Source organism: Streptomyces sp. NPDC006314, assembly GCF_040613075.1.
Classification (GTDB): Bacteria; Actinomycetota; Actinomycetes; order Streptomycetales; family Streptomycetaceae; genus Streptomyces.
Window position 1 is genome coordinate 103972 of sequence record NZ_JBEXRL010000019.1, and the last position, 26935, is coordinate 130906.

General features: G+C 70.4%; 27 protein-coding genes and 1 pseudogene. 17 read left to right on the top strand and 11 right to left on the bottom strand.

Annotated elements, in window-relative coordinates; genetic code table 11:
- Window positions 1–90: 90 nt before the first annotated feature.
- The 10 genes from ABZ079_RS28885 (at window position 91) to ABZ079_RS28930 (ending at window position 8824) form a co-directional block, all read left to right on the top strand.
- Window positions 91–1056 (top strand): DUF2520 domain-containing protein, encoded by a 966-nt coding sequence (locus ABZ079_RS28885; RefSeq protein WP_356942367.1) that lies wholly within the window; start codon window positions 91–93, stop codon window positions 1054–1056.
- Window positions 1053–2054, top strand: a complete 1002-nt coding sequence (gene panC / locus ABZ079_RS28890) for a pantoate--beta-alanine ligase (protein WP_356942368.1) — start codon at window positions 1053–1055, stop codon at window positions 2052–2054. Before ABZ079_RS28885 ends, panC begins: the two co-directional genes overlap by 4 nt.
- On the top strand, window positions 2051–3787 hold the full coding sequence (locus ABZ079_RS28895) for an L-aspartate oxidase (protein ID WP_356942369.1): 1737 nt from the start codon (window positions 2051–2053) through the stop codon (window positions 3785–3787). The genes panC and ABZ079_RS28895 overlap by 4 nt, the downstream gene beginning before the upstream one ends.
- A complete protein-coding gene (gene nadC / locus ABZ079_RS28900) occupies window positions 3784–4761 on the top strand; it encodes a carboxylating nicotinate-nucleotide diphosphorylase (protein WP_356942370.1) in 978 nt (325 codons plus the stop codon). Before ABZ079_RS28895 ends, nadC begins: the two co-directional genes overlap by 4 nt.
- A 5-nt stretch (window positions 4762–4766) precedes the next feature.
- Complete coding sequence (locus ABZ079_RS28905; RefSeq protein ID WP_356942371.1) at window positions 4767–5564, top strand: type III pantothenate kinase; 798 nt, start codon at window positions 4767–4769, stop codon at window positions 5562–5564.
- Window positions 5565–5718: 154 nt separating this feature from the next.
- Window positions 5719–6366: a hypothetical protein gene (locus ABZ079_RS28910; RefSeq protein ID WP_356942413.1), complete on the top strand. Its 648-nt coding sequence runs from the start codon at window positions 5719–5721 to the stop codon at window positions 6364–6366.
- Window positions 6367–6903: 537 nt separating this feature from the next.
- Window positions 6904–7086, top strand: a complete 183-nt coding sequence (locus ABZ079_RS28915) for a hypothetical protein (RefSeq protein ID WP_356942372.1) — start codon at window positions 6904–6906, stop codon at window positions 7084–7086.
- A 181-nt stretch (window positions 7087–7267) separates the two neighbouring features.
- Window positions 7268–7741: a BlaI/MecI/CopY family transcriptional regulator gene (locus ABZ079_RS28920; RefSeq protein WP_356942373.1), complete on the top strand. Its 474-nt coding sequence runs from the start codon at window positions 7268–7270 to the stop codon at window positions 7739–7741.
- Window positions 7742–7750: 9 nt separating this feature from the next.
- On the top strand, window positions 7751–8284 hold the full coding sequence (locus tag ABZ079_RS28925) for an amino-acid N-acetyltransferase (RefSeq protein ID WP_356942374.1): 534 nt from the start codon (window positions 7751–7753) through the stop codon (window positions 8282–8284).
- 204 nt (window positions 8285–8488) lie between these two features.
- Window positions 8489–8824: an Lsr2 family protein gene (locus ABZ079_RS28930; RefSeq protein WP_356942375.1), complete on the top strand. Its 336-nt coding sequence runs from the start codon at window positions 8489–8491 to the stop codon at window positions 8822–8824.
- Between the two features lie 11 nt (window positions 8825–8835).
- Here ABZ079_RS28930 and ABZ079_RS28935 read toward each other — a convergent pair whose 3' ends face one another.
- Window positions 8836–9519, bottom strand: a complete 684-nt coding sequence (locus tag ABZ079_RS28935; protein WP_356942376.1) for an SCO3374 family protein — start codon at window positions 9517–9519, stop codon at window positions 8836–8838.
- Window positions 9520–9949: 430 nt separating this feature from the next.
- Between ABZ079_RS28935 and ABZ079_RS28940 the strand changes: the two genes are divergently transcribed.
- Window positions 9950–12475 (top strand): ATP-dependent Clp protease ATP-binding subunit, encoded by a 2526-nt coding sequence (locus ABZ079_RS28940; protein ID WP_356942377.1) that lies wholly within the window; start codon window positions 9950–9952, stop codon window positions 12473–12475.
- A gap of 77 nt (window positions 12476–12552) precedes the next feature.
- On the opposite strand, the gene ABZ079_RS28945 is transcribed toward ABZ079_RS28940, so the two are convergent.
- Window positions 12553–13158 (bottom strand): HAD family acid phosphatase, encoded by a 606-nt coding sequence (locus ABZ079_RS28945; RefSeq protein WP_356942378.1) that lies wholly within the window; start codon window positions 13156–13158, stop codon window positions 12553–12555.
- Window positions 13159–13612: 454 nt separating this feature from the next.
- Here ABZ079_RS28945 and ABZ079_RS28950 point away from each other — a divergent pair, with 454 nt between their 5' ends.
- Entirely contained in the window at window positions 13613–14164 is a 552-nt protein-coding gene (locus ABZ079_RS28950; RefSeq protein WP_356942379.1) for a M23 family metallopeptidase, read from the top strand.
- 1 nt (window position 14165) lies between these two features.
- Here the strand turns inward: ABZ079_RS28950 and ABZ079_RS28955 are convergent, their stop codons facing one another.
- Window positions 14166–14765 carry a helix-turn-helix domain-containing protein gene (locus ABZ079_RS28955; RefSeq protein ID WP_356942380.1) on the bottom strand — a complete coding sequence of 200 codons (600 nt, stop codon included), beginning with the start codon at window positions 14763–14765 and terminating at the stop codon, window positions 14166–14168.
- 125 nt (window positions 14766–14890) lie between these two features.
- Between ABZ079_RS28955 and ABZ079_RS28960 the strand changes: the two genes are divergently transcribed.
- Window positions 14891–16465, top strand: a complete 1575-nt coding sequence (locus ABZ079_RS28960) for an MDR family MFS transporter (RefSeq protein ID WP_356942381.1) — start codon at window positions 14891–14893, stop codon at window positions 16463–16465.
- Window positions 16466–16883: 418 nt separating this feature from the next.
- Here ABZ079_RS28960 and ABZ079_RS28965 read toward each other — a convergent pair.
- Window positions 16884–17082 (bottom strand): annotated as a pseudogene (locus ABZ079_RS28965) (S24 family peptidase); the annotation flags it as partial.
- Window positions 17083–17221: 139 nt separating this feature from the next.
- Between ABZ079_RS28965 and ABZ079_RS28970 the strand changes: the two are divergent.
- Window positions 17222–17722: a hypothetical protein gene (locus tag ABZ079_RS28970; RefSeq protein ID WP_356942382.1), complete on the top strand. Its 501-nt coding sequence runs from the start codon at window positions 17222–17224 to the stop codon at window positions 17720–17722.
- Window positions 17722–18099, top strand: a complete 378-nt coding sequence (locus tag ABZ079_RS28975; protein ID WP_356942383.1) for a transcriptional regulator — start codon at window positions 17722–17724, stop codon at window positions 18097–18099. Before ABZ079_RS28970 ends, ABZ079_RS28975 begins: the two co-directional genes overlap by 1 nt.
- An 82-nt stretch (window positions 18100–18181) precedes the next feature.
- Here ABZ079_RS28975 and ABZ079_RS28980 read toward each other — a convergent pair whose 3' ends face one another.
- Window positions 18182–18640 (bottom strand): MarR family transcriptional regulator, encoded by a 459-nt coding sequence (locus ABZ079_RS28980; protein WP_356942384.1) that lies wholly within the window; start codon window positions 18638–18640, stop codon window positions 18182–18184.
- Window positions 18641–18919: 279 nt separating this feature from the next.
- The gene (locus ABZ079_RS28985; RefSeq protein WP_356942385.1) at window positions 18920–20014 is read right to left on the bottom strand and encodes an MBL fold metallo-hydrolase; all 1095 of its coding nucleotides are present in this window, start codon (window positions 20012–20014) and stop codon (window positions 18920–18922) included.
- 388 nt (window positions 20015–20402) lie between these two features.
- Between ABZ079_RS28985 and ABZ079_RS28990 the strand changes: the two genes are divergently transcribed.
- Entirely contained in the window at window positions 20403–21020 is a 618-nt protein-coding gene (locus ABZ079_RS28990) for a hypothetical protein (protein WP_356942386.1), read from the top strand.
- A 412-nt stretch (window positions 21021–21432) separates the two neighbouring features.
- Here the strand turns inward: ABZ079_RS28990 and cseC are convergent, their stop codons facing one another.
- The 5 genes from cseC to ABZ079_RS29015 form a co-directional block, all read right to left on the bottom strand.
- Complete coding sequence (gene cseC, locus ABZ079_RS28995) at window positions 21433–22788, bottom strand: two-component system sensor histidine kinase CseC (protein WP_356942387.1); 1356 nt, start codon at window positions 22786–22788, stop codon at window positions 21433–21435.
- An 11-nt stretch (window positions 22789–22799) separates the two neighbouring features.
- A complete protein-coding gene (gene cseB / locus ABZ079_RS29000) occupies window positions 22800–23504 on the bottom strand; it encodes a two-component system response regulator CseB (RefSeq protein WP_356942388.1) in 705 nt (234 codons plus the stop codon).
- Window positions 23505–23576: 72 nt separating this feature from the next.
- The gene (locus ABZ079_RS29005; RefSeq protein WP_356942389.1) at window positions 23577–24227 is read right to left on the bottom strand and encodes a hypothetical protein; all 651 of its coding nucleotides are present in this window, start codon (window positions 24225–24227) and stop codon (window positions 23577–23579) included.
- Window positions 24215–24754 carry a SigE family RNA polymerase sigma factor gene (locus ABZ079_RS29010; protein ID WP_356942390.1) on the bottom strand — a complete coding sequence of 180 codons (540 nt, stop codon included), beginning with the start codon at window positions 24752–24754 and terminating at the stop codon, window positions 24215–24217. Before ABZ079_RS29010 ends, ABZ079_RS29005 begins: the two co-directional genes overlap by 13 nt.
- Before the next feature lie 270 nt (window positions 24755–25024).
- The gene (locus ABZ079_RS29015) at window positions 25025–25900 is read right to left on the bottom strand and encodes an A/G-specific adenine glycosylase (protein ID WP_356942391.1); all 876 of its coding nucleotides are present in this window, start codon (window positions 25898–25900) and stop codon (window positions 25025–25027) included.
- 181 nt (window positions 25901–26081) lie between these two features.
- Here ABZ079_RS29015 and ABZ079_RS29020 point away from each other — a divergent pair, with 181 nt between their 5' ends.
- Window positions 26082–26879, top strand: coding sequence for a hypothetical protein (locus tag ABZ079_RS29020; RefSeq protein WP_356942392.1), 798 nt, complete (start codon window positions 26082–26084; stop codon window positions 26877–26879).
- Window positions 26880–26935: the final 56 nt, after the last annotated feature.

A 26935-nucleotide genomic window follows, 5' to 3' on the forward strand; every position in this document is an offset into this window, starting at 1 on the left:
CCCCGGACCGGATAGCGTTAACATGACGAGAAATCGTTCGGTACATCGTCCGGTACCCGGAGCGGACTGGAACGGGAAGGCCGCCGTCGCGTGAGTACAGTCCACCAGCCAGACCTCAAGGACCGCCCCGCGCGGCTCACCGTCGGCGTCGTCGGCGCCGGACGCGTAGGCCCCGCGCTCGCCGCGTCCCTTCAGCTCGCCGGGCACCGTCCGGTGGCCGTCTCCGGAGTCTCCGACGCCTCCCGCAAACGGGCCGAGACGATGCTCCCGGACGTGCCGCTGGTACCGCCCGCCGAGGTCCTCCAGCGTGCCGACCTGGTGCTGCTCACCGTCCCCGACGACGCCCTGCCCGGCCTGGTCACCGGGCTCGCCGAGACCGGTGCCGTACGGCCGGGGCAACTGCTCGTGCACACCTCCGGCCGGTACGGCACGAAGGTCCTCGACCCCGCCCTGCGCGCGGGCGCGCTGCCGCTGGCCCTGCACCCGGCGATGACCTTCACCGGCACCCCCGTGGACGTGCAGCGCCTTGCCGGTTGCTCCTTCGGCGTCACCGCGCCCGAGGAGCTCCGCCTGGCCGCCGAGGCCCTGGTCATCGAGATGGGCGGCGAGCCGGAGTGGATCAGCGAGGAGAACCGTCCGCTCTACCACGCCGCCCTCGCGCTCGGCGCCAATCACCTGGTCACCCTGGTCGCCCAGGCCATGGAACTGCTGCGCGCGGCCGGCGTGGAGGCGCCCGACCGGATGCTCGGCCCGCTGCTCGGCGCCGCCCTGGACAACGCCCTGCGCTCCGGTGACGCCGCCCTCACCGGTCCCGTCGCGCGCGGAGACGCCGGTACGGTCGCCGCGCACGTCACCGAGCTGCGCAGGCACGCCCCGCAGACCGTGGCGGGCTACCTGGCGATGGCGCGCGCGACCGCCGACCGGGCGCTCGCGCACGGGCTGCTGAAGCCGGAACTCGCCGAGGACCTGCTCGGGGTACTCGCCGACGGAAGCGGTGACCCGAACGGCACCGACGGCACCGACGGCACCGATGGCACCGAGGGGAACGACCGATGAGCACCGCCCTGCTGAGCACTGCCGAAGAGCTGCACGCGCGTGTGCGCCACGGTCGCCGGGCCGTCGTGATGACCATGGGCGCGCTGCACGAGGGCCACGCGACCCTGATCCGCACCGCGCGGCAGATCGCCGGCCCGGACGGCGAGGTCGTCGTCACGGTCTTCGTCAACCCGCTGCAGTTCGGCGCGGGCGAGGACCTGGACCGCTACCCGCGCACCCTCGACGCCGACCTGAAGCTCGCCGAGCAGGCGGGCGCGGACGCCGTGTTCGCACCCTCCGTGGACGAGGTGTACCCGGGCGGCGAACCCCAGGTGCGCATCACCGCGGGCCCCATGGGCGAGCGGCTGGAGGGCACCTCGCGGCCCGGCCACTTCGACGGCATGCTCACCGTCGTCGCCAAGCTGCTGCACCTCACCCGTCCCGACGTGGCCCTGTTCGGGCAGAAGGACGCCCAGCAGCTGGCCCTGATCCGGCGCATGGTGCGCGACCTGAACTTCGGCGTGGAGATCGTCGCCGTTCCGACCGTGCGCGAGAAGGACGGGCTCGCCCTGTCCAGCCGCAACCGCTACCTCTCGCCCGACGAGCGCCGTACCGCGCTCGCGCTGTCCCGGGCGCTGTTCGCGGGCCGTGACCGGCACGCCGCGCAGGAGGCGTTGCGCGCGCGGGCCCGGGAAGTGCCCTCCACGCGCGCACGTGCCGAGGCGCTGAGCGCCATCGGGGAGTCCCGCGCGGCGGCCGACGCGCACGCGGTGGCCACCGCCGCGCCCGGCGGCCCGGCGGCCGTCCGCGCCGCCGCCCGCCAGGTCCTGGACGAGGCCGCCCGCCTGGACCCGCCGCTGCGGCTGGACTACCTCGCCCTGGTGGACCCCTCCGACTTCACCGAGATCGGCGCCGGCTTCACCGGCGAAGCCGTCCTCGCCGTCGCCGCCCGGGTGGGCACCACCCGGTTGATCGACAACCTCCCTCTCACCTTCGGATCCCTCGGAGCCGCCTCGTGACCAGCACAGGCATACGACTGCACGCACCCGCCCCCGGCTGGTCCATCTCCGCGGACGTGGTCGTCGTCGGCTCCGGAGTGGCCGGTCTGACCGCCGCCCTGAACTGCGAGGCCGCGGGACTCACGACGGTCGTGGTCACCAAGGCCCGCCTCGACGACGGCTCCACCCGCTGGGCCCAGGGCGGCATCGCCGCCGCCCTCGGCGAGGGCGACACCCCCGAGCAGCACCTCAAGGACACCCTGGTGGCGGGCGCGGGCCTGTGCGACGAGGAGGCCGTACGGATCCTCGTCACCGAGGGCCCCGACGCCGTACGGCGGCTGATCTCCACCGGCGCCCACTTCGACACCGACGACGAGGGCGGCATCCAGCTCACCCGGGAGGGCGGCCACCACCGGCGCCGGATCGCGCACGCGGGCGGCGACGCGACCGGCGCGGAGATCTCCCGGGCGCTCGTTGAGGCCGTACGCGCGCGTGGGCTGCGCACCATCGAGAACGCGCTGGTCCTGGACCTGCTCACCGACGCCGAGGGTCGCACCGCGGGCGTCACCCTGCACGTGATGGGCGAGGGCCAGCACGACGGCGTGGGCGCCGTGCACGCCCCCGCCGTGGTCCTCGCGACCGGCGGCATGGGCCAGGTCTTCTCCGCGACCACCAACCCCTCCGTGTCGACCGGCGACGGCGTGGCGCTGGCGTTGCGCGCGGGCGCGGAGGTCAGCGACCTGGAGTTCGTGCAGTTCCACCCGACCGTGCTGTTCCTCGGCGCCGACGCCGAAGGACAGCAGCCGCTCGTCTCCGAGGCGGTGCGCGGCGAAGGCGCCCATCTGGTCGACGGCGACGGTGTGCGCTTCATGGTGGGCCAGCACGAACTGGCCGAGCTGGCGCCGCGGGACATCGTCGCCAAGGGCATCACGCGGCGGATGCAGGAGCAGGACGCCGAACACATGTTCCTCGACGCCCGGCACTTCGGTGCCGAGATGTGGGAGCAGCGCTTCCCGACCATCCTGGCCGCCTGCCGCGCCAACGGCATCGACCCGGTCACCGAGCCCGTCCCGGTCGCCCCGGCCGCCCACTACGCCTCCGGAGGCGTCCGCACCGACGCGCAGGGACGTACGACCGTCCCCGGGCTGTACGCGTGCGGGGAGGTCGCCTGCACCGGCGTGCACGGCGCCAACCGGCTCGCATCCAACTCCCTCCTCGAAGGCCTCGTCTACGCCGAGCGCATCGCCGCCGACATCGCCGCCGCCCGTGCGGAAAACGGCCTCCACGCGCGCGTGCCCGTCCCCGTCCCGGACCCCGAGAGGCCCGCGCACCCGCTGCTCGCCCCCGAGTCGCGGTTCGCCATCCAGCGGATCATGACCGAGGGCGCCGGCGTACTGCGCTCCGAGGAGTCCCTCGCCAAGGCCGCGGACCAGCTCCAGCGGCTGCACACCGCGGCCCGCGACGCGCTCGACGAGAACGGCAAGACCGCCGAACCGGGCGTCGACACCTGGGAGGCCACCAACCTCCTGTGCGTGGCCCGCGTCCTGGTCGCCGCCGCCCGGCTGCGCGAGGAGACCCGCGGCTGCCACTGGCGCGAGGACCGCGCCGAGCGCGACGACACCGACTGGCGGCGCCACATCGTCGTACGGCTCAACCCGGACCGGTCGCTGGCCGTACGCACCACCGACACCACCGACTTCCCCCCGACCCGGCCCACCCGGCAGTCCCAGCGCCCCCAGGAGCAGAACAAGTGAGCACCGACGACCTTCCCCTCGCCTCGACCGGCGGCTGCGGCGACGGCTGCGCCTGCGGCGCCGAGGGGGACGAGGAGTACCTGGAGTGCGGGCTCGACCCCGCGCTCGCCGAGCTGCTGGCCGCAGCCGGGCTCGACCCCGTCGAGGTCGAGGACATCGCCAACGTCGCCATCCAGGAGGACCTGGACGGCGGTGTGGACGTGACCACCGTGTCGACCATCCCCGAGGACGCGGTGGCCACCGCCGACTTCACCGCGCGCGAGGCGGGCGTCGTGGCCGGCCTGAGGGTCGCCGAAGCCGTGCTCTCCGTGGTCTGCACGGACGAGTTCGAGGTCGAGCGGCACGTCGAGGACGGCGACCGGATCGAGGCCGGGCAGAAGCTGCTGTCGGTCACCACGCGCACGCGTGACCTGCTCACCGCCGAGCGCAGCGCGCTGAACATCCTGTGCCGCCTGTCCGGTATCGCGACCGCCACGCGCGCGTGGGCGGACGCCCTCGAGGGCACCAAGGCGCGCGTGCGGGACACCCGGAAGACGACCCCGGGCCTGCGTTCGCTGGAGAAGTTCGCCGTGCGCTGCGGCGGGGGCGTCAACCACCGCATGTCGCTGTCCGACGCCGCCCTGGTGAAGGACAACCACGTGGTCGCCGCCGGCGGCGTCGCGCAGGCCTTCAAGGCCGTACGGGACGCCTTCCCGGAGGTGCCGATCGAGGTCGAGGTCGACACCCTGCACCAGTTGCGCGAGGTCGTGGACGCGGGCGCCGACCTGATCCTGCTGGACAACTTCACGCCCGGCGAGTGCGCGGAGGCCGTCGGTATCGTCGGCGGCCGGGCCCTGCTGGAGGCCTCCGGCCGGCTCACCCTGGACAACGCGCCCGCGTATGCCGGCACCGGCGTGGACTTCCTGGCCGTCGGCGCGCTCACCCACTCCTCGCCGATCCTGGACATCGGCCTCGACCTGCGCGAGGCGGAGTAACGGCCATGCTGCTCACGATCGACGTCGGCAACACGCACACCGTCCTCGGCCTGTTCGACGGCGAGGACATCGTCGAGCACTGGCGCATCTCCACGGACGCGCGCCGCACGGCGGACGAGCTGGCGGTCCTGCTCCAGGGCCTGATGGGCATGCATCCGCTGCTCGGCGAGGAACTGGGCGACGGCATCGACGGCATCGCGATCTGCGCGACCGTCCCCTCGGTCCTGCACGAGCTGCGCGAGGTCACCCGGCGGTACTACGGCGACGTGCCCGCGGTACTGGTCGAGCCGGGCGTGAAGACGGGCGTGCCGATCCAGTTCGACAACCCCAAGGAGGTCGGCGCCGACCGGATCATCAACGCGGTCGCGGCGAACGAGCTCTACGGCGGTCCGGCGATCGTGGTCGACTTCGGCACGGCCACGACCTTCGACGCGGTCAGCGCGCGCGGCGAGTACGTCGGCGGGGTCATCGCGCCCGGCATCGAGATCTCGGTGGAGGCCCTGGGCGTCAAGGCCGCGCAACTGCGGAAGATCGAGGTGGCCCGGCCGCGCAGCGTGATCGGCAAGAACACCGTCGAGGCCATGCAGGCGGGCATCGTGTACGGGTTCGCCGGGCAGGTCGACGGGGTCGTCAGCCGGATGGCACGGGAGCTGGCCGACGACCCGGACGACGTGACGGTGATCGCCACGGGCGGACTCGCGCCGATGGTGCTGGGGGAGTCCTCGGTGATCGACGAGCACCAGCCGTGGCTGACGCTGATCGGGCTGCGCCTGGTGTACGAGCGGAACGTGTCGCGTCTGTGAGGTGACCGGCGTCCTCCGGGCGCCGGCTCGCGCGTGACCCCGGTCGAGCGAAACCCGGAAACGACACGCGGCGACACAACATCCCGGTCCGTCACTTTTGTCCGATTAGCGGTACCGTCGCCGCATGCCCACGCCATACGGATCCCGCGGCGGCATGGCGTTCGGTGCGGAGGAGCTGCGTGTGCTCCGCCGCGCCCTCGCCCTCGCCCTTCAGCCCGGCCAAGCGTCCGCCGAGGACGTCCAGGACTGCTTCCGCCTCGCCGAGTCGCTCGACGAGGCGATGTGCGAGGGGGCCAGACTGCGCGCCTTCCTGGTGGCCGACCTCGGGCGGTACCGCGCGGCCCTGCCGGGCACCGCCGTCGGCTATCTCGCCCTCCTGGAGGAGGCGCTGGGCGCGGGGCACCGGCCGACACCGGACGATCTCGCCGCTCTCCGGGCACTGCGTGGCAACCCTGCGGCGGCTGCCCTGCTGGACCGCTGCCAGGCGCTGGCCGAGCAGGACGTACGGGCCCGGTTCGCGCAGGGCGCGCGCGAGGTCCCGGCCCCCGCCGTACCGCCCTCTCGCACCCGCCTGACGGCCCTTCCCGGCGGTGCGGGAGGCGCCGGCGTGCGGCAGGCCGGGGAATCGCCGAAACCCGCTCAGAAGCCTGCTCCCAAGCCCGCACCGAACCCTCCGGGGCGGCCCGCTCCCGAGCCGGCCACGCCGAAGCGGCCCATCCCCACGCCGGGGGAGGTGTTTCCGCGCCGCAAGCCGGAGCCGCCGGCGGATGCGGCCGTGAGCCGCCGGCTGGCCGCCGGCTGAGCCTCCGGCCTCCGGCCGGGTTCGATGTCCCAACCGCACCACCCGTGCGACTTCCGTAGCCGGGTGCGGGTGGCCCCAGTGGAGCGCAAGTGCCGATGGCGGCTCCCGGCCGGTGAGGGGAGGGCGCGCACCGCGGCCGGAAGGATCGCGACGAGAGGCCGGGCGTCTCACCGCGGCGTACGGCCGAGTGATGGTCCCGGCGCCTCGTCCCGGGCGGGAGCGTGGGCGGTTGGCCCGGTGTGTCGTCGCGGGTGGGTTGGTCGGGAATCCCCCGTCCCCGGCCGACCCCGCCCGATCCCCGGCCGACCGTCGCTCGATCGGTCTCGCCCATCACTCCCCCGGCGACCCCGGCGACCCCGGCGACCCCGGCGACCCCGGCGTCATCGGGCCCGCTGGCTCGTCGTCCTGTGGGTGGCCGGGGCCGGACGGCGCGTGTCGGGGTGGGAGGGCTGGGTCGGCGCGCGCGGGAGGGCTTGTTCGGGTGTTCTCCTGTACCCCGGCCCTTTCGGCCGTCCCTCCGTGGCTACTCTGGTGGGCATGGACTACGTCTCCGCGCTCGTGCCCCCGGTCGTCATGGCCGCGTTCTTCGTCGGTGTGGTCAGGGTGATCGTGAAGACCCAGGGCGGGGCCGCCAAGGCCAAGGAGGACGCGGCCGTCGACGCCGTACTCGCGCGCGCGGAGGGTGCGCGCCAGGCCACCCCCGGCGGCGGCAAGGCCTGAGCCGGGCGGCGCCCGTCGGGGCGCCCCTCGCCGGTGCGCGTTTCCGCGCACCCCAACGCCTCCACGGCATCCGGCACCCTTCGAGTCGTACGCCCTTTTTGTTCGCATTCATCGGCTTAGCGCACGTCCGGTGCGCCATTGCCGGGATCTCCCACTATTGTTCTGAGTTGTGCCTCGCCCATTGGGAGAACTCGAAGACGCGGTCATGACGCGGGTGTGGAAGTGGAACCGCCCGGTGACCGTTCGGGAAGTCCTGGAAGACCTGCAGCAGGAACGCTCCATCGCGTACACCACCGTGATGACCGTTTTGGACAATCTCCATCAGAAGGGCTGGGTACGCCGCGAGGCGGAAGGGCGGGCCTATCGATATGAGGCCGTCTCCACGCGAGCCGCGTACGCCGCCGCCCTGATGAACGACGCCTGGTCGCAGAGCGACAACCCGGCCGCCGCTCTCGTCGCCTTCTTCGGGATGATGAGCGAGGAACAGCGTCACGCCCTCAGGGACGCCGTACGCATCGTCCAGGGCCCGGAAGAAACCCGGGAAGCCCCCGAACGCCGGCCGGAGGCTCCGCAACAGGTGGCTCGGCGACAGGAACCCCGCGAAGCCCGGCAAGAGGAGAACCCCGGCTCGGCAGAGGGCGGCGACGGGCGATAGCGTCCGCTCATGTCAGCAGAGCGCCCCGAAGTCTCCGCAAAAGCCATCACCGTCCGACGGGCCCGGACCAGCGATGTCCCTGCCGTACGCCGCCTCCTCGACGCCTACGTCCGCGGTCGCATCCTGCTCGACAAAGCCACGGTCACGCTTTACGAGGACATCCAGGAGTTCTGGGTCGCGGAACGCGACGACAACGCCGAGGTGGTCGGCTGCGGTGCGCTGCACGTCATGTGGGAGGACCTCGCGGAAGTCCGCACTCTGGCGGTGAAGCCCGGCCTCAAGGGCGCCGGGGTCGGCCATCAGTTGCTGGAGAAGTTGCTGCAGACCGCGCGCTGGCTCGGCGTTCGCCGGGTTTTCTGCCTGACCTTCGAAGTCGACTTCTTCGGGAAGCACGGCTTCGTGGAGATCGGCGAGACGCCGGTCGACACCGATGTGTACGCGGAGCTGTTGCGTTCCTATGACGAGGGCGTCGCGGAGTTCCTCGGTCTCGAACGAGTGAAACCGAACACCTTGGGCAACAGCCGGATGCTTCTGCATCTGTGATCGTCATTGCCCCGGTGCCCTATGTCCGAAACGCGTATGTTTCCGGGCGGAGTCGGTCCAGTGGGTCTCTCCCAGGGGTTTGTGTTTTTCCGGCAAAAGCGGTTTGCTTTCCGACGTACTGCAGTACTGCATATAACAGGGGCGGCGAAACGGCGGACGCCACACACCCCCTGACCCTGAACGTTTTCGATGAAAGGAAATCCGGTGGCACAGAAGGTTCAGGTCCTTCTTGTCGACGACCTCGACGGCGGCGAGGCGGACGAGACCGTGACGTTCGCGCTGGACGGCAAGACGTACGAGATCGATCTCACGACTGCCAATGCGGACAAGCTGCGCGGCCTTCTCGACCCGTATGTGAAGGGTGGCCGTCGTACCGGGGGCCGTGCTTCGGGCGGGCGTGGAAAGGCACGTGCCGCTTCCGGCGGCAACCAGGACACCGCGGCGATCCGCGCCTGGGCGAAGGAGAACGGTTACGAGGTCAACGACCGCGGCCGTGTTCCCGCGTCCATCCGCGAGGCCTACGAGAAGGCCAACGCCTGATTCCGCGCCGCCTACCGGGACGCCGACGGCCGACCCCGTCGGCAGGCGGGCAGTCCGGCGCAGGCGCGCCGAAGCCGGATTCGGTGGCACTGCGCTGCCACCGTGTCCACCAGTCGTACGAGATCGGGGGCGCTCCCCTCGCGCCCCACGGCCGGCAGCGCCGGCAGCGAGGCCTCGACCTCGCATCCCTGACCGGGGGGCCGCAGCCATACGGCGGCCCCCTGTGCGGAACCGGCACGCCGCGCATCGGCGCCGCCGACGGACGCCGCGGGCGCGATCGGGGACACCGGTGCGGCCATGCTGTCGCCCGCTCCCAGGACCCGCAGGTCGAGGGGGACGGCGCTCCACTCCAGCCACTCCAGCAGCCCCGGCAGCTCCTCCGCGCTGCCGTCGGCCACCAGCAGCCTCATCCGGTCCCCCCGCAGGGCCACCGGAGAGCCCGGTGCGAGATGCCGGAGCGCACCCGCGCCCGCCTCGGCCGGCACGTCCAGGACGTCGAACCGCACTCCGGTGAGCAGCCGTAGCGGACGTCCGGGCACTGTCGCCCAGCCCAGATCGTTCTCGTACCAGTGCCGGGCCCGGGCATCCGGGCCGGCCGGAAGAGCACCGGGTGGTTCCGGTTCGGGATCCAGGAGCCGACGGGGGAGGGGGACCGTACGGGTCTCGGAGGGCGTCACGGGGGCCGAGCCAGCCATGCCAGGTGCAACCGCCGAAGCAGGCGGCAGGTTACGCTGAGTGCTCTGACGTGTGCGAAGTGTGCCGGAAAAAGGTGCCCGTGAGGCGCGGGGGAGACGCAAGGTTGTTCGCCCATAGCGGAGGGAACCGGTGCGCGCGGCATGGAGTGTCAGTCCCTGCGGGTAAGACATGCCTAGTGGGAGGGGGCGAGACGCAGGACGGGCCGTCTCACGTTCGCCATCGGCGTACTGGCGAGTGGGGTAACTGCCTGGCCTGCGGGAACATCGTCTCGCACCATCGGGTTGGAGCAGATGTCGGCGTTCGGGGTCAGGAGGCCATCGACGGTGTCGGCAGTTGGAATGAGCGGTCCCCGCTTGCGGGACTAAGCTGCGGAAGGACAGGGAGGGGAAGTTCCCCCCACTGCCTGACCGCTCTGAGGAGCGATTAACGATGTTCGAGAGGTTCACCGACCGCGCGCGGCGGGTTGTCGTCCTGGCTCAGGAAGAAGCCCGGATGCTCAACCACAACTACATCGGCACCGAGCACATCCTCCTGGGTCTCATCCACGAGGGCGAAGGTGTCGCCGCTAAGGCCCTGGAGAGCCTCGGCATTTCGCTTGAGGCGGTCCGCCAGCAGGTGGAGGAGATCATCGGTCAGGGCCAGCAGGCCCCGTCCGGCCACATCCCCTTCACCCCCCGTGCCAAGAAGGTCCTGGAGCTGTCGCTCCGCGAGGCCCTTCAGCTGGGCCACAACTACATCGGCACGGAGCACATCCTGCTCGGCCTGATCCGTGAGGGCGAGGGCGTCGCCGCCCAGGTCCTGGTCAAGCTGGGCGCAGACCTCAACCGGGTGCGGCAGCAGGTCATCCAGCTGCTCTCCGGTTACCAGGGCAAGGAGACCGCCGCCGCGGGCGGCCCGGCCGAGGGCACACCCTCGACCTCTCTCGTCCTGGACCAGTTCGGCCGGAACCTCACCCAGGCCGCTCGTGAGTCCAAGCTCGACCCGGTCATCGGGCGCGAGAAGGAGATCGAGCGGGTCATGCAGGTGCTGTCCCGCCGTACCAAGAACAACCCGGTTCTGATCGGTGAGCCCGGCGTCGGCAAGACCGCCGTCGTCGAGGGCCTCGCCCAGGCCATCGTCAAGGGCGAGGTGCCCGAGACCCTCAAGGACAAGCACCTCTACACGCTGGACCTCGGCGCGCTGGTCGCCGGCTCCCGCTACCGCGGTGACTTCGAGGAGCGCCTGAAGAAGGTGCTCAAGGAGATCCGCACCCGCGGCGACATCATCCTGTTCATCGACGAGCTGCACACGCTGGTCGGTGCGGGTGCCGCCGAGGGCGCCATCGACGCGGCCTCCATCCTGAAGCCGATGCTGGCCCGCGGTGAGCTGCAGACCATCGGTGCGACCACGCTGGACGAGTACCGCAAGCACCTGGAGAAGGACGCGGCCCTGGAGCGCCGCTTCCAGCCCATCCAGGTCGCCGAGCCGTCCCTGCCGCACACGATCGAGATCCTCAAGGGCCTGCGCGACCGATACGAGGCGCACCACCGTGTCTCCATCACCGACGAGGCGCTGGTGCAGGCGGCCACCCTGGCCGACCGGTACATCTCGGACCGCTTCCTTCCCGACAAGGCGATCGACCTGATCGACGAGGCCGGTTCCCGGATGCGCATCCGCCGGATGACCGCTCCGCCGGACCTGCGCGAGTTCGACGAGAAGATCGCCGGTGTCCGCCGCGACAAGGAGTCCGCGATCGACTCGCAGGACTTCGAGAAGGCCGCCTCCCTGCGCGACAAGGAGAAGCAGCTCCTGGCCGCCAAGGCCAAGCGGGAGAAGGAGTGGAAGGCCGGCGACATGGACGTCGTCGCCGAGGTCGACGGCGAGCTGATCGCCGAGGTCCTCGCCACGGCCACGGGTATCCCGGTCTTCAAGCTGACCGAGGAGGAGTCCAGCCGCCTGCTCCGCATGGAGGACGAGCTGCACAAGCGGGTCATCGGCCAGAACGACGCCGTCAAGGCGCTGTCGAAGGCGATCCGCCGTACGCGCGCCGGTCTGAAGGACCCGAAGCGTCCCGGTGGCTCGTTCATCTTCGCCGGCCCGTCCGGCGTGGGTAAGACCGAGCTGTCCAAGGCGCTCGCCGAGTTCCTCTTCGGTGACGAGGACGCGCTGATCTCCCTCGACATGTCGGAGTTCAGCGAGAAGCACACGGTGTCGCGTCTCTTCGGTTCGCCCCCCGGCTACGTGGGCTACGAAGAGGGTGGCCAGCTGACCGAGAAGGTCCGCCGCAAGCCGTTCTCCGTCGTCCTCTTCGACGAGGTCGAGAAGGCCCACCCGGACATCTTCAACTCGCTGCTGCAGATCCTGGAGGACGGTCGCCTGACCGACTCCCAGGGCCGGGTCGTGGACTTCAAGAACACGGTCATCATCATGACGACCAACCTCGGCACCCGGGACATCTCCAAGGGCTTCAACCTCGGCTTCGCGGCCGCGGGTGACACGAAGACCAACTACGAACGCATGAAGAACAAGGTGTCGGACGAGCTGAAGCAGCACTTCCGCCCCGAGTTCCTCAACCGCGTCGACGATGTGGTCGTCTTCCCGCAGCTGACGCAGGCGGACATCCTGCGGATCGTCGACCTGATGGTCGGCAAGGTGGACGAGCGCCTGAAGGACCGGGACATGGGCATCGAGCTGTCCCAGTCCGCCAAGGAGCTGCTGTCCAAGAAGGGCTACGACCCGGTGCTGGGCGCCCGGCCGCTGCGCCGCACGATCCAGCGCGAGATCGAGGACACGCTCTCGGAGAAAATCCTCTTCGGCGAGCTGCGCCCCGGTCACATCGTGGTCGTGGACACCGAGGGCGAGGGCGACGCCCAGACCTTCACCTTCCGGGGTGAGGAGAAGTCGGCGCTGCCGGACGTCCCGCCGATCGAGCAGGCGGCCGGCGGTGCCGGGCCGAACCTGAGCAAGGACGCGTAAGCGTCACGGCCGAACGGCCGGGGATGGGGCCGGTGCTTTCGGGCACCGGCCCCTTCGCATGTCTGAAAAGCGCCGGCCTACGACAACTGCCCGTCGTAGTCCGGCAGTTTGAACGTCTTTTCGGCGTGGCCGCCCGAAAGGTCGGTGGCGCTGTTGCCGATGTTCGCGATGATCGTGTAGCCGTTGTTCTCGATGTCGACGCGCTGGGCGGTCTTGTAGGCGGCGACGTCCTTGAAGAGGTCGAAGAGGCCGCGGACGTAGAGGCCGGAGACGTCGTAGCCGTCGTGTTCGAGGTTGTACTCGGTGGGCCAGTAGATGATGCCCGGGCGGGCCGTGACGAAGAAGAGGGAGACGCCGTGCTCCTGGGCGTACTCGGCGACGTTCAGGACGGGCTTGTTGGCCGGCTGCGGGAAGCTGAAACCGAAGTCGGTCTCCAGGGTGGTGTTGTCGATGTCGAAGACGATCGCCTGCTTCTCTCCCGGCTTGGCGGCGGCGATGCGTTCCTTCAGATAGGGCAGGGCCTGGTCCATCACCGTCTGGCAGTCCTTCTGCCAGGTGGTGCGGTCGACCTTCGGGGAGGAGCTGCTCGTGGTCGCGGCCTGGGCCGGGGCGGCCATCGCGGCCAGGGCGGCCACGGAGACGGCGGTCACGGTTGTGCGGCGCGCCCAGGGGCGTCTGGTCATCGGTGGGGGTCCTCTCACGTCCGTACGCGTGCCTGAATGTCAGGGGCATGATCTGAGGTGAGGATGGCGCGAGAGGAACCGTAGGGTTACCGGACGGTAGGCGCCTAGAGGCCTGCGTCACATTTCAGTGATCGCGGGTTTGTATGGCCGGTGATAAGCCGCACAGGCGAAATGTCCGGTACTAGCCCTGATAGTGGGATCTGCCAGGTGGACAAAAGGGACGAAACAATGACCTTTGTCCCGGAGTCTCACGGGAAAGAACGACGTCGTCGGGGCCCGGACGGATAAGGGGTGGGGCTGTCAAGAAAGGGATTGACTTTACGGTCATCTACTAGCGGATGCCGTAGATGGGGGGTTTTGGGGTTTATGGGCTGCTCGGTTACCAAGGGATGGCCGCCCCGGTGAACGTCTCTGCGCCGGGTGGCCGACCCGCTCCCGAGTCCACGAGGTTTCGATGATCCAGCGCGTTACGTCCCGTTCTTCCCGTACGTCCCCGCTCCGCACCCGCGTGGCCGTCCTGGCTGCCGGAATCGGCGCCACGGCCGTGCTGGGGGCCGGGGCCGCGAGCGCCGCGGCACCGTCCGCCGCCTCCTGGGTCGACCCGGTGAAGAAGTACACGCTCTCCGCGAGCTTCGCCCAGGCCGGCGGCCACTGGGTCGCCAAGCACAGCGGCCAGGACTTCGCCGTGCCGACCGGCACCGAGGTCATCGCCGCGCACGGCGGCACCGTCGTCAAGGCCGGCCCCAACGGCGCCGGTGACGGCCCCGCGTACGGCAACGCCATCGTCGTCAAGCACGGCAACGGCACCTACTCGCAGTACGCGCACCTGTCCCGGGTCGACGTCAAGGTCGGCCAGATCGTCAAGACCGGCCAGCACATCGCCCTGTCCGGCTCCACCGGCAACTCCACGGGCCCGCACCTGCACTTCGAGATCCGTACGACCCCGAACTACGGCTCCGCCGTCGACCCGGTCGCGTTCCTGCGCGCCAAGGGCGTGACGGTCTGACCTAGTCCTTCCCGCGGGCGCGCTCGTGCGCCTGCGTGACCAGGTCCACGGCGACCTCGAGAACGGCCATGCGCCGCTTCTCGAGGTCGTCTTCCAGGTCCTGCATCGCGAACATCCCGGCGTGCAGCGTGAACATCGCGCTGACGCAGCGGACCTGCTCCACGAGCGGCGCCTCGGGGTCGATGAGGATGTCCCTGAAGCCGCGCAGCCGGTCCTTGAAGGTCTCGCCGATGCGCAGTTCCCGCACCGTCGCCTGGTTCTCCTGCATGAAGCGGAAGAGCGGTTCGGCACCGGCCAGCGCCTGGCTGTAGCGGCGGACGATCTCCTGCTTGGTCTCCAGGGTGCTCGGCTGCTCCCGGCCCCACTCGATCAGGTCCTCGATCGGTTTCGTCAGATCCTCGAAGAGACTGACGATGATCTCTTCCTTCGTCTTGAAGTGGTAATACAGGGCCGCCTTGGTGACGTCGAGACGCTCGGCGATCTCGCGCAGAGAAGTCTTCTCGTACCCCTGCTCCGCGAAGAGTTCGAGGGCCACGTCCTGGATGCGCTGGCGGGTGTTGCCGCGGCGCTGCTGCTTGGTGCCGTCCATGGTGCCGCCCATCCTCGTACTCCTCGCGCTACCGCGGAAACTTGCTTGACGCCCGGCTAGTGACACGTCTACCTTCCCAGTGTAGTGAGCTAGCCGGGCGGCAAGTAAGTAACCGTCGCAGGGGGAGTGGGGGAGAGATGGCGGACGCGGCCGGAAGCGGCACGGAGAACAAACAGGAAAAGAGCGTGCGCGTCGTAGTGCTCGCGCTCATGATCGCGATGATGCTCGCGATGCTGGACAACATGATCGTGGGTACCGCCATGCCGACGATCGTGGGGGAACTGGGCGGCCTGAAGCAGCTGTCCTGGGTGGTCACCGGGTACACCCTGGCCACCGCGGCCTCGACCCCTGTCTGGGGCAAGGTCGGTGACATGTACGGGCGCAAGGGTGCCTTCCTCACCTCGATCGTGATCTTCCTGATCGGTTCGGTGCTGAGCGGCATGGCCCAGGGCATGGGCGAGCTGATCGGGTTCCGGGCCGTTCAGGGGCTCGGGGCCGGTGGTCTGCTGGTCGGTGTCATGGCGATCATCGGCGACCTCGTACCGCCACGCGAGCGCGGTAAGTACCAGGGCATGATGGCCGGCGTCATGGCGCTGGCGATGATCGGCGGTCCGCTGGTCGGCGGCACCATCACCGACAACTGGGGCTGGCGCTGGGCCTTCTACATCAACCTGCCGCTCGGCGTGGTCGCGCTGGTACTGGTCACCGCCGTGCTGCACCTGCCGAAGAAGCGCGCCAAGGCGGGCATCGACTACCTGGGTGTGGTGCTGCTGACCGTGGGCATCACCGCCACCGTCCTGGTCACCACCTGGGGTGGCACCGAGTACGCCTGGACCTCCGCGCGGATCATGGAGCTGATCGGCATCGGTGTGGCCGCGCTGGTCGGGTTCGTGTTCTGGCAGACCAAGGCCGCCGAGCCGGTCCTGCCGCTGCACATCTTCAAGAGCCGCAACTTCACCCTGATGGCGCTCATCGCCTTCATCGCCGGCTTCGTGATGTTCGGCGCCACGCTGTTCCTGCCGCTGTACCAGCAGGCGGTGCAGGGCGCCTCCGCGACCAACTCCGGTCTGCTGCTCCTGCCGATGCTCGGCGCGATGCTCGTGACCTCGATGGTCGCCGGCCGGGTCACCACCAACAGCGGCCGCTACAAGATCTTCCCGCTCGCCGGCGGCATCCTGATGATCGTCGGCCTGTACCTGCTGTCGCTGATGGACACGGACACCAGCCGGCTGACCTCCGGCATCTACATGGCCGTGCTCGGCGCGGGCATGGGCTGCCTGATGCAGATCACCATGCTGGTGGCGCAGAACAGTGTGGAGATGAAGGACATGGGCGTCGCGTCCTCGTCCGCGACCCTGTTCCGTACGCTCGGCTCCTCCTTCGGCGTGGCCGTCATGGGCGCGCTGTTCAACCACCGGGTCCAGGACGTCATGGTCGAGAAGGCCGGCGCGTTGGGCGAGAGCATCACCCAGAACTCGGCGCAGCTGGACAAGGAGAGCCTGGACAAGCTCCCGGCGGTGGCACGGGAGGCTTATCAGCACGCGGTGTCCGCCGGTATCCACTCGGCGTTCGTGCTGGGCGCGTGGATCGCGGTGCTGGTGGTGATCGCGGGGTTGTTCGTCAAGGAGGTGCCGCTGCGCAGCGGGCCGCAGAAGCAGACTCCTGCGGAGGGCGACGACATGGTTCCGGCCCCGGTGATCGAGGCCGTCTGACCCGCATCTCAGTCGAAGGCCCCCTGGCGTTCCGGCGCATCCCAGGGGGCCTTCGTCGTCGCCGCCCGCCCGTAGCGATGAGCTGGACCCCTCGAAGGACTGGGCCGGGGATGAGGGCCGGCTGGATCCGGGACCTGGGCCGGGGGCGGCGGCCCGGGGTGAGGGACGGACCCGCAGTGAGGGCCGCGACCGAGCCGGGCTCGACGCGAGTGCCGCGCCCAGCGCCCAGCGTGAGCCCGCGCCCAGCGCGAGCCCGGGTACGTCCGCCGTCCGCCCCGGCGCCGCGGACCCTCGTCCGGGAGGCGGTCCCGGACCCGCATCCGGCAGAGCTGCTGTGTACGCGCGGGATCGATCCCAGACGTGGAAGTAGTCGGTGTGCGTCTGGGTTCCGGGCACGCGCGGGACGCCGGCGACCCGGGCCGAGAATCCGCGCCCGGTCGCCGGGGACCGGCTCGCGGGAAGAGTTGCGGGGCATGAGCCACATCCGCCCGTCCTGCCGGCGCGGCACCTTGAGGGTGGCCTCGTCTTCCAGGAGCGCGGCGACGATGTCGCCGTGGCCCCGCGCTGTCCTGCCGCCGTACGGCCACGATGTCGCCGTCGCGGATCGCCGCCTCGATCACCGGCTCCACGAGCGAGCAGCCGGCGGCCGCAAGTACCTCCGCAGGGCATTCGCTTTCCTGGCCAGCCATACTTGCCTACAAGGAAAGAAGAAGCTAGTTTCCTGTCAGGAAACCGATTGCCCTAGCGGCTGGAGGAATGTTGTCCCGTCAACCCACCCCCGAAGAGGCGGCACTCGCTCTCGACGAGGTCCGCCGACGCCGGGGCGAGGCCGTCACCGCCCGCCGGGAGCCGCAGTGGCTGCAGATCACCTGGGCCGTGGTGCTCCTCGGCTGCTTCGCCTCCTACGACGTCTTCGACCACCCCGGTAACATCCCCTGGATCGTCCCGCTGGCTCTGCTGATGCTGCAGCTGGCGCTCTCCTCGACCCGCCGCGGGGCGGCCCTGCTGGGCCTGAGCTCCTCCGGACCTCACAGCGCGCCGGCGCACTACGTCACTGCGATCAGCGTGATCGTCGTACTGGTGATGGCGGGAAGCGTGATGTTCGCCTGGCCGGGAACGGACGCGCTCGACGAGCACGTGCCGTACTGGCACACTCTCACGGGCCTGGCAGGGCTGACGCTGGTCATGCTGCTGGCACGCAAGGGGACCGCCCTGCAGCGGCGGCTACTGGAGACGGGCTCCAAGGGGAGGGCGTGATGGCCGGCGCCGCCATCGACCCGCTGCTGGTCGACCCCACTCGTCTGTCGATCGTGTCATTGCTGTCCTCCTCCCGATGGGTGGAGTTCGGATTCGTCCGCGACACGGTCGGCCTGTCGGACTCGGCACTGTCCAAGCAGGTCAGCAAGCTCTGCGACCAGGGTTATGTCGAGGTCGAACGCGGCTACGTCGGCAAGCGCCCCCGTACCTGGATCAACCTCAGTGAGGCGGGAAAAGCAGCGCTGCTGAGCCACGTGGCCGCCCTGCACTCCATCGTCGAGCGCTCACAACAGGCCGGCGAGTCCCATAACGAGGGAAAAGCACCGGTGAGGACCATCGGTTCGTCGCGCCCCGCCGGCCCGCCGATGCCCGCTTGAGCGGGCGGGCAGGCGGCCGGGGCGGCGCGAGGCCAGAGCAAGGGAGCGTCTCCCGGCCGGGATGCTGGACCGCGTGGCCCGTCTACCGGTCCACAGGAACCGTCACCACTGTTTCACAGATGTCGGCAAGCGCCTCCAGTTGCTCGCGCGAGAGGACGTCGACGAGCAACCGGCGCACGCGGGTGACGTGCATCGGCGCCGCCTTGCGGACTGCTTGCAGACCCTCGGGCGTGATGATCGCGAAGGCGCCGCGGGCGTCGGTGAGGCACTCTTCCCGGCGAACCAGTCCGCGGCTCTCCATCCGGCGGACCTGGTGGGACAGCCGGCTCTTCTCCCAGTGGGCGCGCGAGGCCAGGTCCTGCATGCGCAGTCGGTGGTCCGGCGCCTCGGACAGCGGGGCGAGCACTCGGTAGTCGGCCATGGACAGGCCGATGTCCATGCGCAGTCCCCGGCTGATCTCGGTGTCCAGAAGCTGGCTCATGGCGATGTACGCCCGCCAGGCGCGGTCTTCGAGATCATCCAGCCATGGGGGTTGGCTCATGCTTCGAGACTATCGCCGGGCGAGGCGGGCCCGACGCGCCCATGGGGCGCGCCAGCGCCGGGCGAACTCCTCGGGCGGCCGGACGGCGCGGACGGGTTCCGGCAGGCCCCCAAGCCCCAGGTCGTCTGCGCCGAGGGGGTTCTTTGGGACGAGCGTTCCAAGAGAGAGGTGCCGCGACCGGCGCGGTCGGCCGATCCTGCGGCCCCGGGACGCGGTGGGCGCCCCGGGGCCGGGCCCGGTGACAGGCGGCCCAGGTCGGCTGAGCCCCGGAGGCGCGTGTCAGGGGCGGATGCCGAAGGGGCCGAGGACGCCGTAGTCGATCCGGAGGGATTCGAACATGGCGAAGGCGTTGTCGAAGGTGAACACATCGGCTCCGCCGAGCCGGTCCTTCCAGGCCGGGACCATCGAGTCCGTCGCCGCCTGGCTCACGGCGTCGAGGTAGGTCTTGAATACCGCCCAGGGGTTGTCCGGGTACGTGCCGAACATGGGCGTCGGGTCCACCGCCGCGATCGCCTGCCGGGTGCTCCGGTCGAGGTCGCTCATGTACTCGCGCTGGATCTCGACGTCCCGCCGGTTGCCGAGGCGGTTCAGATGGCCGCCGATGTACGTCTCGAAGGGGAAATCCAGGGCCTGCTCGTGGGCCTTGATCCAACCGGGTATGTCGTCCGACATGGCGAGGTTCTTGAACGGGACCCAGCCGGGGAACACCACGTCGACGAGCATGAGGACGCGCTGCTCGGGTGCGTAGATAAACAGGTTGTCCGGGCTGTGGTTGGGGCCCTTGTAGCGCAGCTGGAGCACCTGGTCGCCGACTTCCAGCCGGTAGGAGTCGGACACCACCCGGGTCGGCTGCGGACGGTTGGGATCACGTACCTCCCGCAGCAGGTGGCGGGTCTGCTCATGAGCGATACGGACCGCCGTGGTCGGGTAGATCCCCGCGGCACCGATGTGGTCGGCGTGGTGATGCGAGTACACGACATGGGTGATCGGCTCGTCGGTCACCTCGGCGATGGCGCGCAGGATGTTGTGACCGAGCGTCGGCGGGGCGTCCACCACCACAACGCCCTCCCCGGTCACCAGGAACATCATCTGGTAGGTGCCGTCGGTGATCCAGAACAGCCGGTCGCGGATCTCCTGCACGAGGTATCCCTTGGACGGGATCCGGGGTCCTCGGGCGGTGGGCGGGACGGGGGCGTAGGTGCTGCCGGCGGCCGTGCTGTCGGCGGCCATGGCCGTCCCGGGCCGCAGGAGCGGCTGGAGCAGTGCGGCGCCGGCGGGGACCGAGGCAGCCAGAGCCGAGTACTTCAGGAGCGTCCGCCGGTTCGGCTGGGGGGTCGAGGGGGTGGGAACGTTCTGCTCGTTCGGAGTGGACATCAGGGGCTCTCCTTGTGGCTACGAGGCGTGTGCGATCCATTTGGTTGACACATCACCTAGTGCTGGGGAACCGTAGACGCCAGAAGTTGAATCGTCAACTAAGTCCCCTGGCTTCCGCGGTGCGAGGCGATGCCGGCAAGTGGTCGACGGTGCGGTGCTGACCGGGCGGCGCCTCCCCGCCCTGGCTGAACGCTCACCGGACGACGCTTCCGGAGAACGGCACGAGGGTCCCCGACATGCGGAGGGGGTACTGGATGGACTGGCGGGTTCGGGAGATCATCGGCAAGGTACGCGGGTCGCGGGTCACATCGAGGAAGCTGGTGGTCTTACGAGCACCGACCGGAACGCGAGGACCGGGGCGCACGACGGAGAGCCGAGGCAGGCCGCGGTGTCCTTCGCGACCACCGAGCACTTCACCTTGCAGGGAGCGCGGGCCGCGACGATCGCCGAATCGACCAGCCGGGCAACGATCTTCCTCGGTGTGATGTCCGCCGGGATGGTCGCTCTGGGGCTGATCGCCACAGCGACCCGTATCGGACCCGCGTTCTACACCTTCGGCCTGATCCTGCTGTCCACGCTCTCCTTTGTCGGTTTCGTCACCTTCGGTCGGGTGCTCCAGTCCGGGATCGAAGACCTTCGATACGCCCAGCGGATCGAGCGGCTGCGTTCCTACTACTTCGACGTCGCACCCGAGCTGACCGACTACATGGCCAGCGTCCCGCCCTCCCAACGGCTTGTCATGCAAGGCTTGCACGGCGGGCACTGGCAGGTCTTCCGGACGGTCGCCGGAATGATCGGCGTGGTCACCTCGGTCCTGACCGGCTCCGCTGCGGGCCTGCTCGCCGTGCTCGCGTCCGGCCACTCGTCAGTCGCCGGATTCACCGCCGGCGGGGCGGTGGGGCTGGCCGTGTTGGCGGCGCTGATGTGGGTTCAGTACCGGGCCTGGGGGCAGGCCAGGCAGGAGCGGCCTTTCGGCCCCGGACAAGGAGAACCGGAGGCGACCTAGCCAGTGTCCCGCGCCATGGTGCGGGACACTCCCGTCCCAACGTCACCCCCGCCACCACCGCCGCGAGCACCAGCAGGGTGCCCAGCGCGTGCCAAGCCAGGTGGGACGAGCCGCCGTGCTGCTGCCGGCCGAGTTCGGGAAACCGTGAGAGCAACGACTCCTGGCCGTAGCCGCCGCCCCTGCCGCGATTGATGGAGACCAACTCGCGGTGTCTCGCTGAGGCTTGGCCGGCGCCGCTGTCGCCGTGCTACGGCACGGCACCGTTCTGTGCGCGCTGCTGCCCGGCTGCTGCGGTGCGCGGTCACGGAGTCTCCGCCGGTCCGCCGTACGCGAGGTCCTCGAACAGGCACGCCCCCCTGGACGCGGCCACGGCGATCCGCTTCACCGACTCCCCGACCGGCTGAGGCGAGGGTCAGCCGGTGCCGCCGGACAGGGGCATCATCGGATGGCTGCCGGTGTTCGTCGGGGCGTGTTCCGGGAGCCACAGGACGGCCACCGCGCCCTCGGCCGGGACATGGGCGGGGACTCCCGCGGGGCGGACGTTGCGGAAGGTCAGCCGGGCGCCCAGGACCCGGGCCTGGCCGGCCGCGATGGTCAGGCCCAGCCCGTGGCCCGTACCGGCCCGGTCCTGGCTGCCCGTGCGGAAGCGGCTCGGCCCCTCGGCGAGCAGTTCCTCGGGGAAGCCGGGGCCGTGGTCGCGGACCCGGATGACCCGGCCCTCGACGGTCACCTCGATCGGTGGCCGGCCGTGCCGGGCGGCGTTGGCGAGCAGATTGAACAGCACCCGCTCCAGGCGGCGCGGGTCGGTGGTGACCTCCGACTCGTGCACCACCCGCACGACGACGTCCGGATCCTTGACCGCCACCCGCCGGGCGACGAACTCACCGAGCATGATGTCCTGCAGTTCGGCCCGCTCGGAGGCCCCGTCGAGGCGGGCGACCTCCAGCACGTCCTCGACGAGCGTGCGCATGGCCTTGGCCCGGTCCAGGACCAGTTCGGTCGGGCGGCCGGGAGGCAGGAGTTCGGCGGCGGTCAGCAGGCCCGTCACCGGGGTGCGCAGCTCGTGCGCGATGTCGGCGGTGACCCGCCGCTCGGCATCGATGCGCTGCTGCAGCGCGTCCGCCATGGCGTCCACCGCGCGCGCGAGATCGTCGGTCTCGTCCCGTACGACTCCGCCGATGGCCTCCCGCACCCGGACCTCGCTCTCACCCTTGGCGACCTGGTTCGCGGCGGCCGCCGCCTTGCGCAGCCGCCGGGACAGCTGCCCGCCGATCAGCACGCCGAGCGCGCTGCCGCCCAGCACCACCGCGACGGAGCCGATGACGAGGGCCTGGTCGAGGTCCTTCATCACATCGGTGGAGCGGTCCGGCAGGTGACTGTGCAGGGACAGCACATGCCCGTCCTTGGCCGGCACGGCCGCCCAGATGTCCGGCCCTTCGCCGTGGTCGCTGACGTCGCTCGCCTTCCGGCCCTGTTCGGCCTTCTCGCGCAGCGCGGTCGGCAGCTCGGGGTCGTCGACCTTGATGTTGGGGAAGTTCGGCCGCCGGTTCAGCTCGTAGTTGCGCTGGGCGATCTGGACCCGCTCGTTGGCCAGGTCGCGCGCGTTGTCCAGCATCGAGACCCGGGCCGCGTTGTGCACGACCAGGCTGAGGACGATCGCCACCAGCCCCGCCACCAGCGCGATCGCCGCGCTGAGCTTCCATCTGAGCCCGGTCCTGAGGCCGGCGCGCTCCACGCGCCGTACCGGTCGCCGAAGGATCCCCCGCATGTCCGCCCCGCTCAGGCCTTCAACTTGTAGCCGAAGCCGCGGACCGTCTCGATCCGGTCCTGGCCGATCTTCTGGCGCAGCCGCTGCACATGCACGTCGACGACCCGGGTGTCCCCGCCCCAGCCGTAGTCCCACACGCGCTCCAGCAGCTTGTCGCGGGAGAGCACGGTGCCCGGCGCGGAGGAGAACTCCAGCAGCAGCCGCATCTCGGTCGGGGTGAGCGCCACCGGCTGCCCGGCCCGGCGCACCTCCATGCCCTCGGTGTCGATCTGCAGATCGCCGAAGGCCAGCGTGCCGCCGTTCACCGCGGAGGCGGCTCCCTCCGCGTGCGCGGCCCCGCCGGCGTGCCCGAAGCGGCGCAGCACCGCGCGGATCCGGGCGACCAGTACGGCACCGTCGAACGGCTTGGTCACGTAGTCGTCGGCGCCCGCTTCCAGGCCGAGGACGACGTCGATGGAGTCGGCGCGCGCCGACAGCATGATCACGGGCACGGTCGACTCGTCCCGGATACGACGGCAGAGGCTGACGCCGTCCAGGCCGGGGACCATGACGTCCAGGAGGGCGATGTCCGGGCGGTTCGCCCGGAACGCCTCCAGGCCGGACAGGCCGTCCGGCATGGCGGTGACCGCGAAGCCGTCCCGCTCCAGGGCGAGCTGGGTGGCCTCGCGGATGACGTCGTCGTCCTCGACGAACAGGACGTGGGTCTGGTCTGCCATCCCGAATGCTCTCAGTCCTCGTGGTGTGCGTCTGCGGGTGCGGGTGTGTGTGGGCGCCGGGTGAGGAGGGGGTCAGCTGTCCGGCGCGGGCAACGCGTCGCCGCCGGTTCTGCTGTAGTAGGTGTCGTGCCTGTTCCACTCGGTGAACCGGCCCGCCTTCCACCTGTACGTGATCACGGTCTCCCGGGACGGGTTGAACTCCTGATCGTCCGTGTCGTACACCTGCTTGGTCACGGTCAGGTCGGTGCCGTCGATCTCCGAGAAGACCGGCGAGTCCTCCGTCTTGAACACATTCTTGTACGTGCCCCCGACGTCCCGGTACACGTACGTGCCGATACCCACCCAGTCACTGCAGGCCGACACGTTGATCAGGACGTCGTTGAGCGATCCGCCGGTCAGATCGCCGTAGGTGACCTCGACCGGGTAGTCGTCGCCACTGCACGGCTTCAGCTCCCGCTTCACCGTCGAGGAGACCGCCGGGTCCTTCTTGATCAGTGAGACCGCGTCGACCGGCCGATAGCCGGTCGTCGAGCTGGGGCTGGGCGAGGCGACGGCTCCCGCCGCCGCCGACGCGTGGGCCGGGCCCTCGTCCCTGGCACCCATGCCCCCGCTGCCGCACGCGGCGACGAAAAGGGCGAGGGCGGTGATCGAGGCCACCGCCGCGATCACCGCCAATGAACTGCCTCGGGCCTGGTCAGGCCCGGCCCCGGTCAGGCCGCGCAACGCTCCCGCTCCTCACGCTCCAGCGCGCGTGCGTCCAGATCGCGGGCCTCCAGCTCCTCGCGGAGCCGGGCGAGCGCCCGGTGCAGCGTGCTCTTGACCGTACCGGCCGACATGCCGAGGGCGGCGGCCGTCTCCTCCGTGGACATCTGCTCCCAGTGTCGCAGCACCACGACGCTGCGCTGCTTCGGTGCGAGCACCTTCATGATGTCCATCAGCAGGGCCCGGTCGGCGTGCTGCTCGGTGGAGTCCTCCACGGAGGCGTCCGGCAGCTGCTCGGTCGGGACCTCCTCCAGCTTGCGTGCCCGCCACCACTCGGTGCGGGTGTTGATCATGACACGGCGCAGGTAGGCGTCGGCGAGCCGCTTGTCGGCGATGCCCTCCCAGCGGCCGTACGTCCGCACGAGCGCGGTCTGCAGCAGATCCTGGGCGTCGACGGGGTCCGGTACCAGCCGGCGGGCGCTGCGCAGCAGCGCGTCCTGCCGTGTGCGGACGTACTCCTCGAATTCGAGCACCTCGCCGTGCGCCATGATCAACCGCCTCCGTTCCCCGTGCACTCCGGCTCACGCCTGAAGTCCTGCTGTCCCCGTGTCCCGTGATCTGCCGGGCACGGAAGAGAAGCTACGGAGTGGTTGTCACGGGGCTGTGCGGACCAGCCTGCGGCTAGCAATCGGCTATCCGTCGGTTGTGTAACGGAAGGCGGAGCGGGGTAAAGGGAACGGTCTCTATACCCTCTAAGAGGCGTTTTGTCGGCCTGGGAGCCCTGTAACGAGCCCCTGAAGACTGTGACTTGGCCTCCGTCAGCTGAGCGGCAGCCGATACAGACCGCCCGGCAGCGGTTCCACCAGACCGTCCGCGACAAGCCCGTCGAGCGCGCGGGCGCGCTGCACCGGCTCGTGCCACACCCGGTCCAGCATCGCCTGTGGCACCGGCGCGTGCGCCTCCCGCAGCACGGCGAGCAGCTTGCCGCGCACCTGCCGGTCCGTACCCGCGTACGTCTGCCCGCGCCGCGGCGGCCCGGCGTGCTCCGGCTTGCCCGCGAGCAGCCAGGCGCACTGCGCGGCGATCGGGCACCGCGGGCAGCCCTCGTTCTTCGCCGTGCACACCAACGCGCCCAGCTCCATGGACGCGGCGGCCCACCGGGCGGCGGTCCGCTCGTCCTGCGGCAACAGCTCCCGGGCCAGGCGCCGCTCGGCGGCCGTGGTCGCGTTCGGCGGGTACTGCACCCCGCTCACCGCGCGCGCGATGACCCGGCGGACATTGGTGTCCAGCACCGGATGCCGCTGCCCGTACGCGAAGGAAGCGACGGCCGCGGCCGTGTACTCGCCGATCCCGGGCAGCGCCAGCAGTTGTGCGTGATCCGTCGGTACGTCCCCGCCGTGCCGTTCCGTTATGGCGACCGCGGCGCCGTGGAGCCGCAGGGCCCGGCGCGGGTAGCCGAGCCGGCCCCAGGCGCGCACCGCCTCGCCGGGGGCCTCCTTCGCGAGGTCGGCGGGGCGCGGCCAGCGGGCCAGCCACTGCTCATAGACGGGCAGCACCCGGCTGACCGGAGTCTGCTGAAGCATGAACTCGCTGACCATCACACCCCACGGGCCCGCCTCCGGGCGGCGCCAGGGGAGGTCGCGGGCGTGGGTGTCGAACCAGGAGATCACGGGGGCGTGGAGCTTCTCAGTCATGGCATTCCCGATCCTGCCACGGGTTGGCGGGGCCTGCGGGTGACGGCGCGGTCACCGAGTGTGGCGCTGGGGGAAGATGCGGGCCGGTGACGGCGGTTGCCGGGATGATGATCCGGAAAAGTTGGTGTAGGCGCGGCGGGTGGCGCAAGCAAGCGTCGCGATCTCTCGTACAGTTTGCGCCGTGGGATCTCTGCGCAATCCGGTCGGGCCGCTTCCCTCCACCATCTACTGGCGTCGGAGGGCCGTACTGCTGTCCGTGGTCGCCCTGTTGGCGCTACTGGTCACGTGGATCGTCACCGCCGGCGGCGGGGGCGGCAAGAAGAACGCCGACGGATCCAACGGCAAGAATCCCACGCACACCATCACGCCGGGACCGACCCCGTCCGGTTCCGCGATCAGCCGACACCCCGGTGGACGCGACGAGTCGGGCGGCGGGGACCTCGGGGGGAGCGGTTCCGGTTCCGGTGGGACCGGTGGCTCCGACGGAGGCTCGTCCGGGTCGGACGGTGGCTCGGGTTCGGGCTCCGGAGGCGGCGGCGTCGGTACGGGCGACACGATCCCGGCCTCCTCCACGCTGCCCAACTGCACTTCCGCCGCAGCGGCGTTGAGCCTGCACAGTGAGCACAACTCCTACTCGCCGGACCAGACGCCGACGTTCGAACTCGCCGTGAAGAACACGTCGTCCGCCGACTGCAAGGTCGATCTCGGGCCGAAGAACGCGGTGTTGACGATCACGCCGGCGGACGGGGACGACGCGTACTGGTCGTCGGCCGACTGTCCCGGGGGCGCGGGAAGCCTGGTGTTCCGGGTGGCCGCGGGCAAGAGCATCACGTACACCGTGAAGTGGGACCGCAAGCCCAGCGCTCCGCACTGCGCGACGCCCTCCGGGGGTTCGGCGAAGGCCGGTACGTATCTGCTGGAGGCCAAGGCGCCCGGGTTCGGGAAGGCGCAGGCGTCCTTCGTGCTGTCGGCCGACTGAGACGGCTGCCTGCGAGCTCGTGCAAGACGGCCCAGAAGCCGGCCGGGACGGCTGGT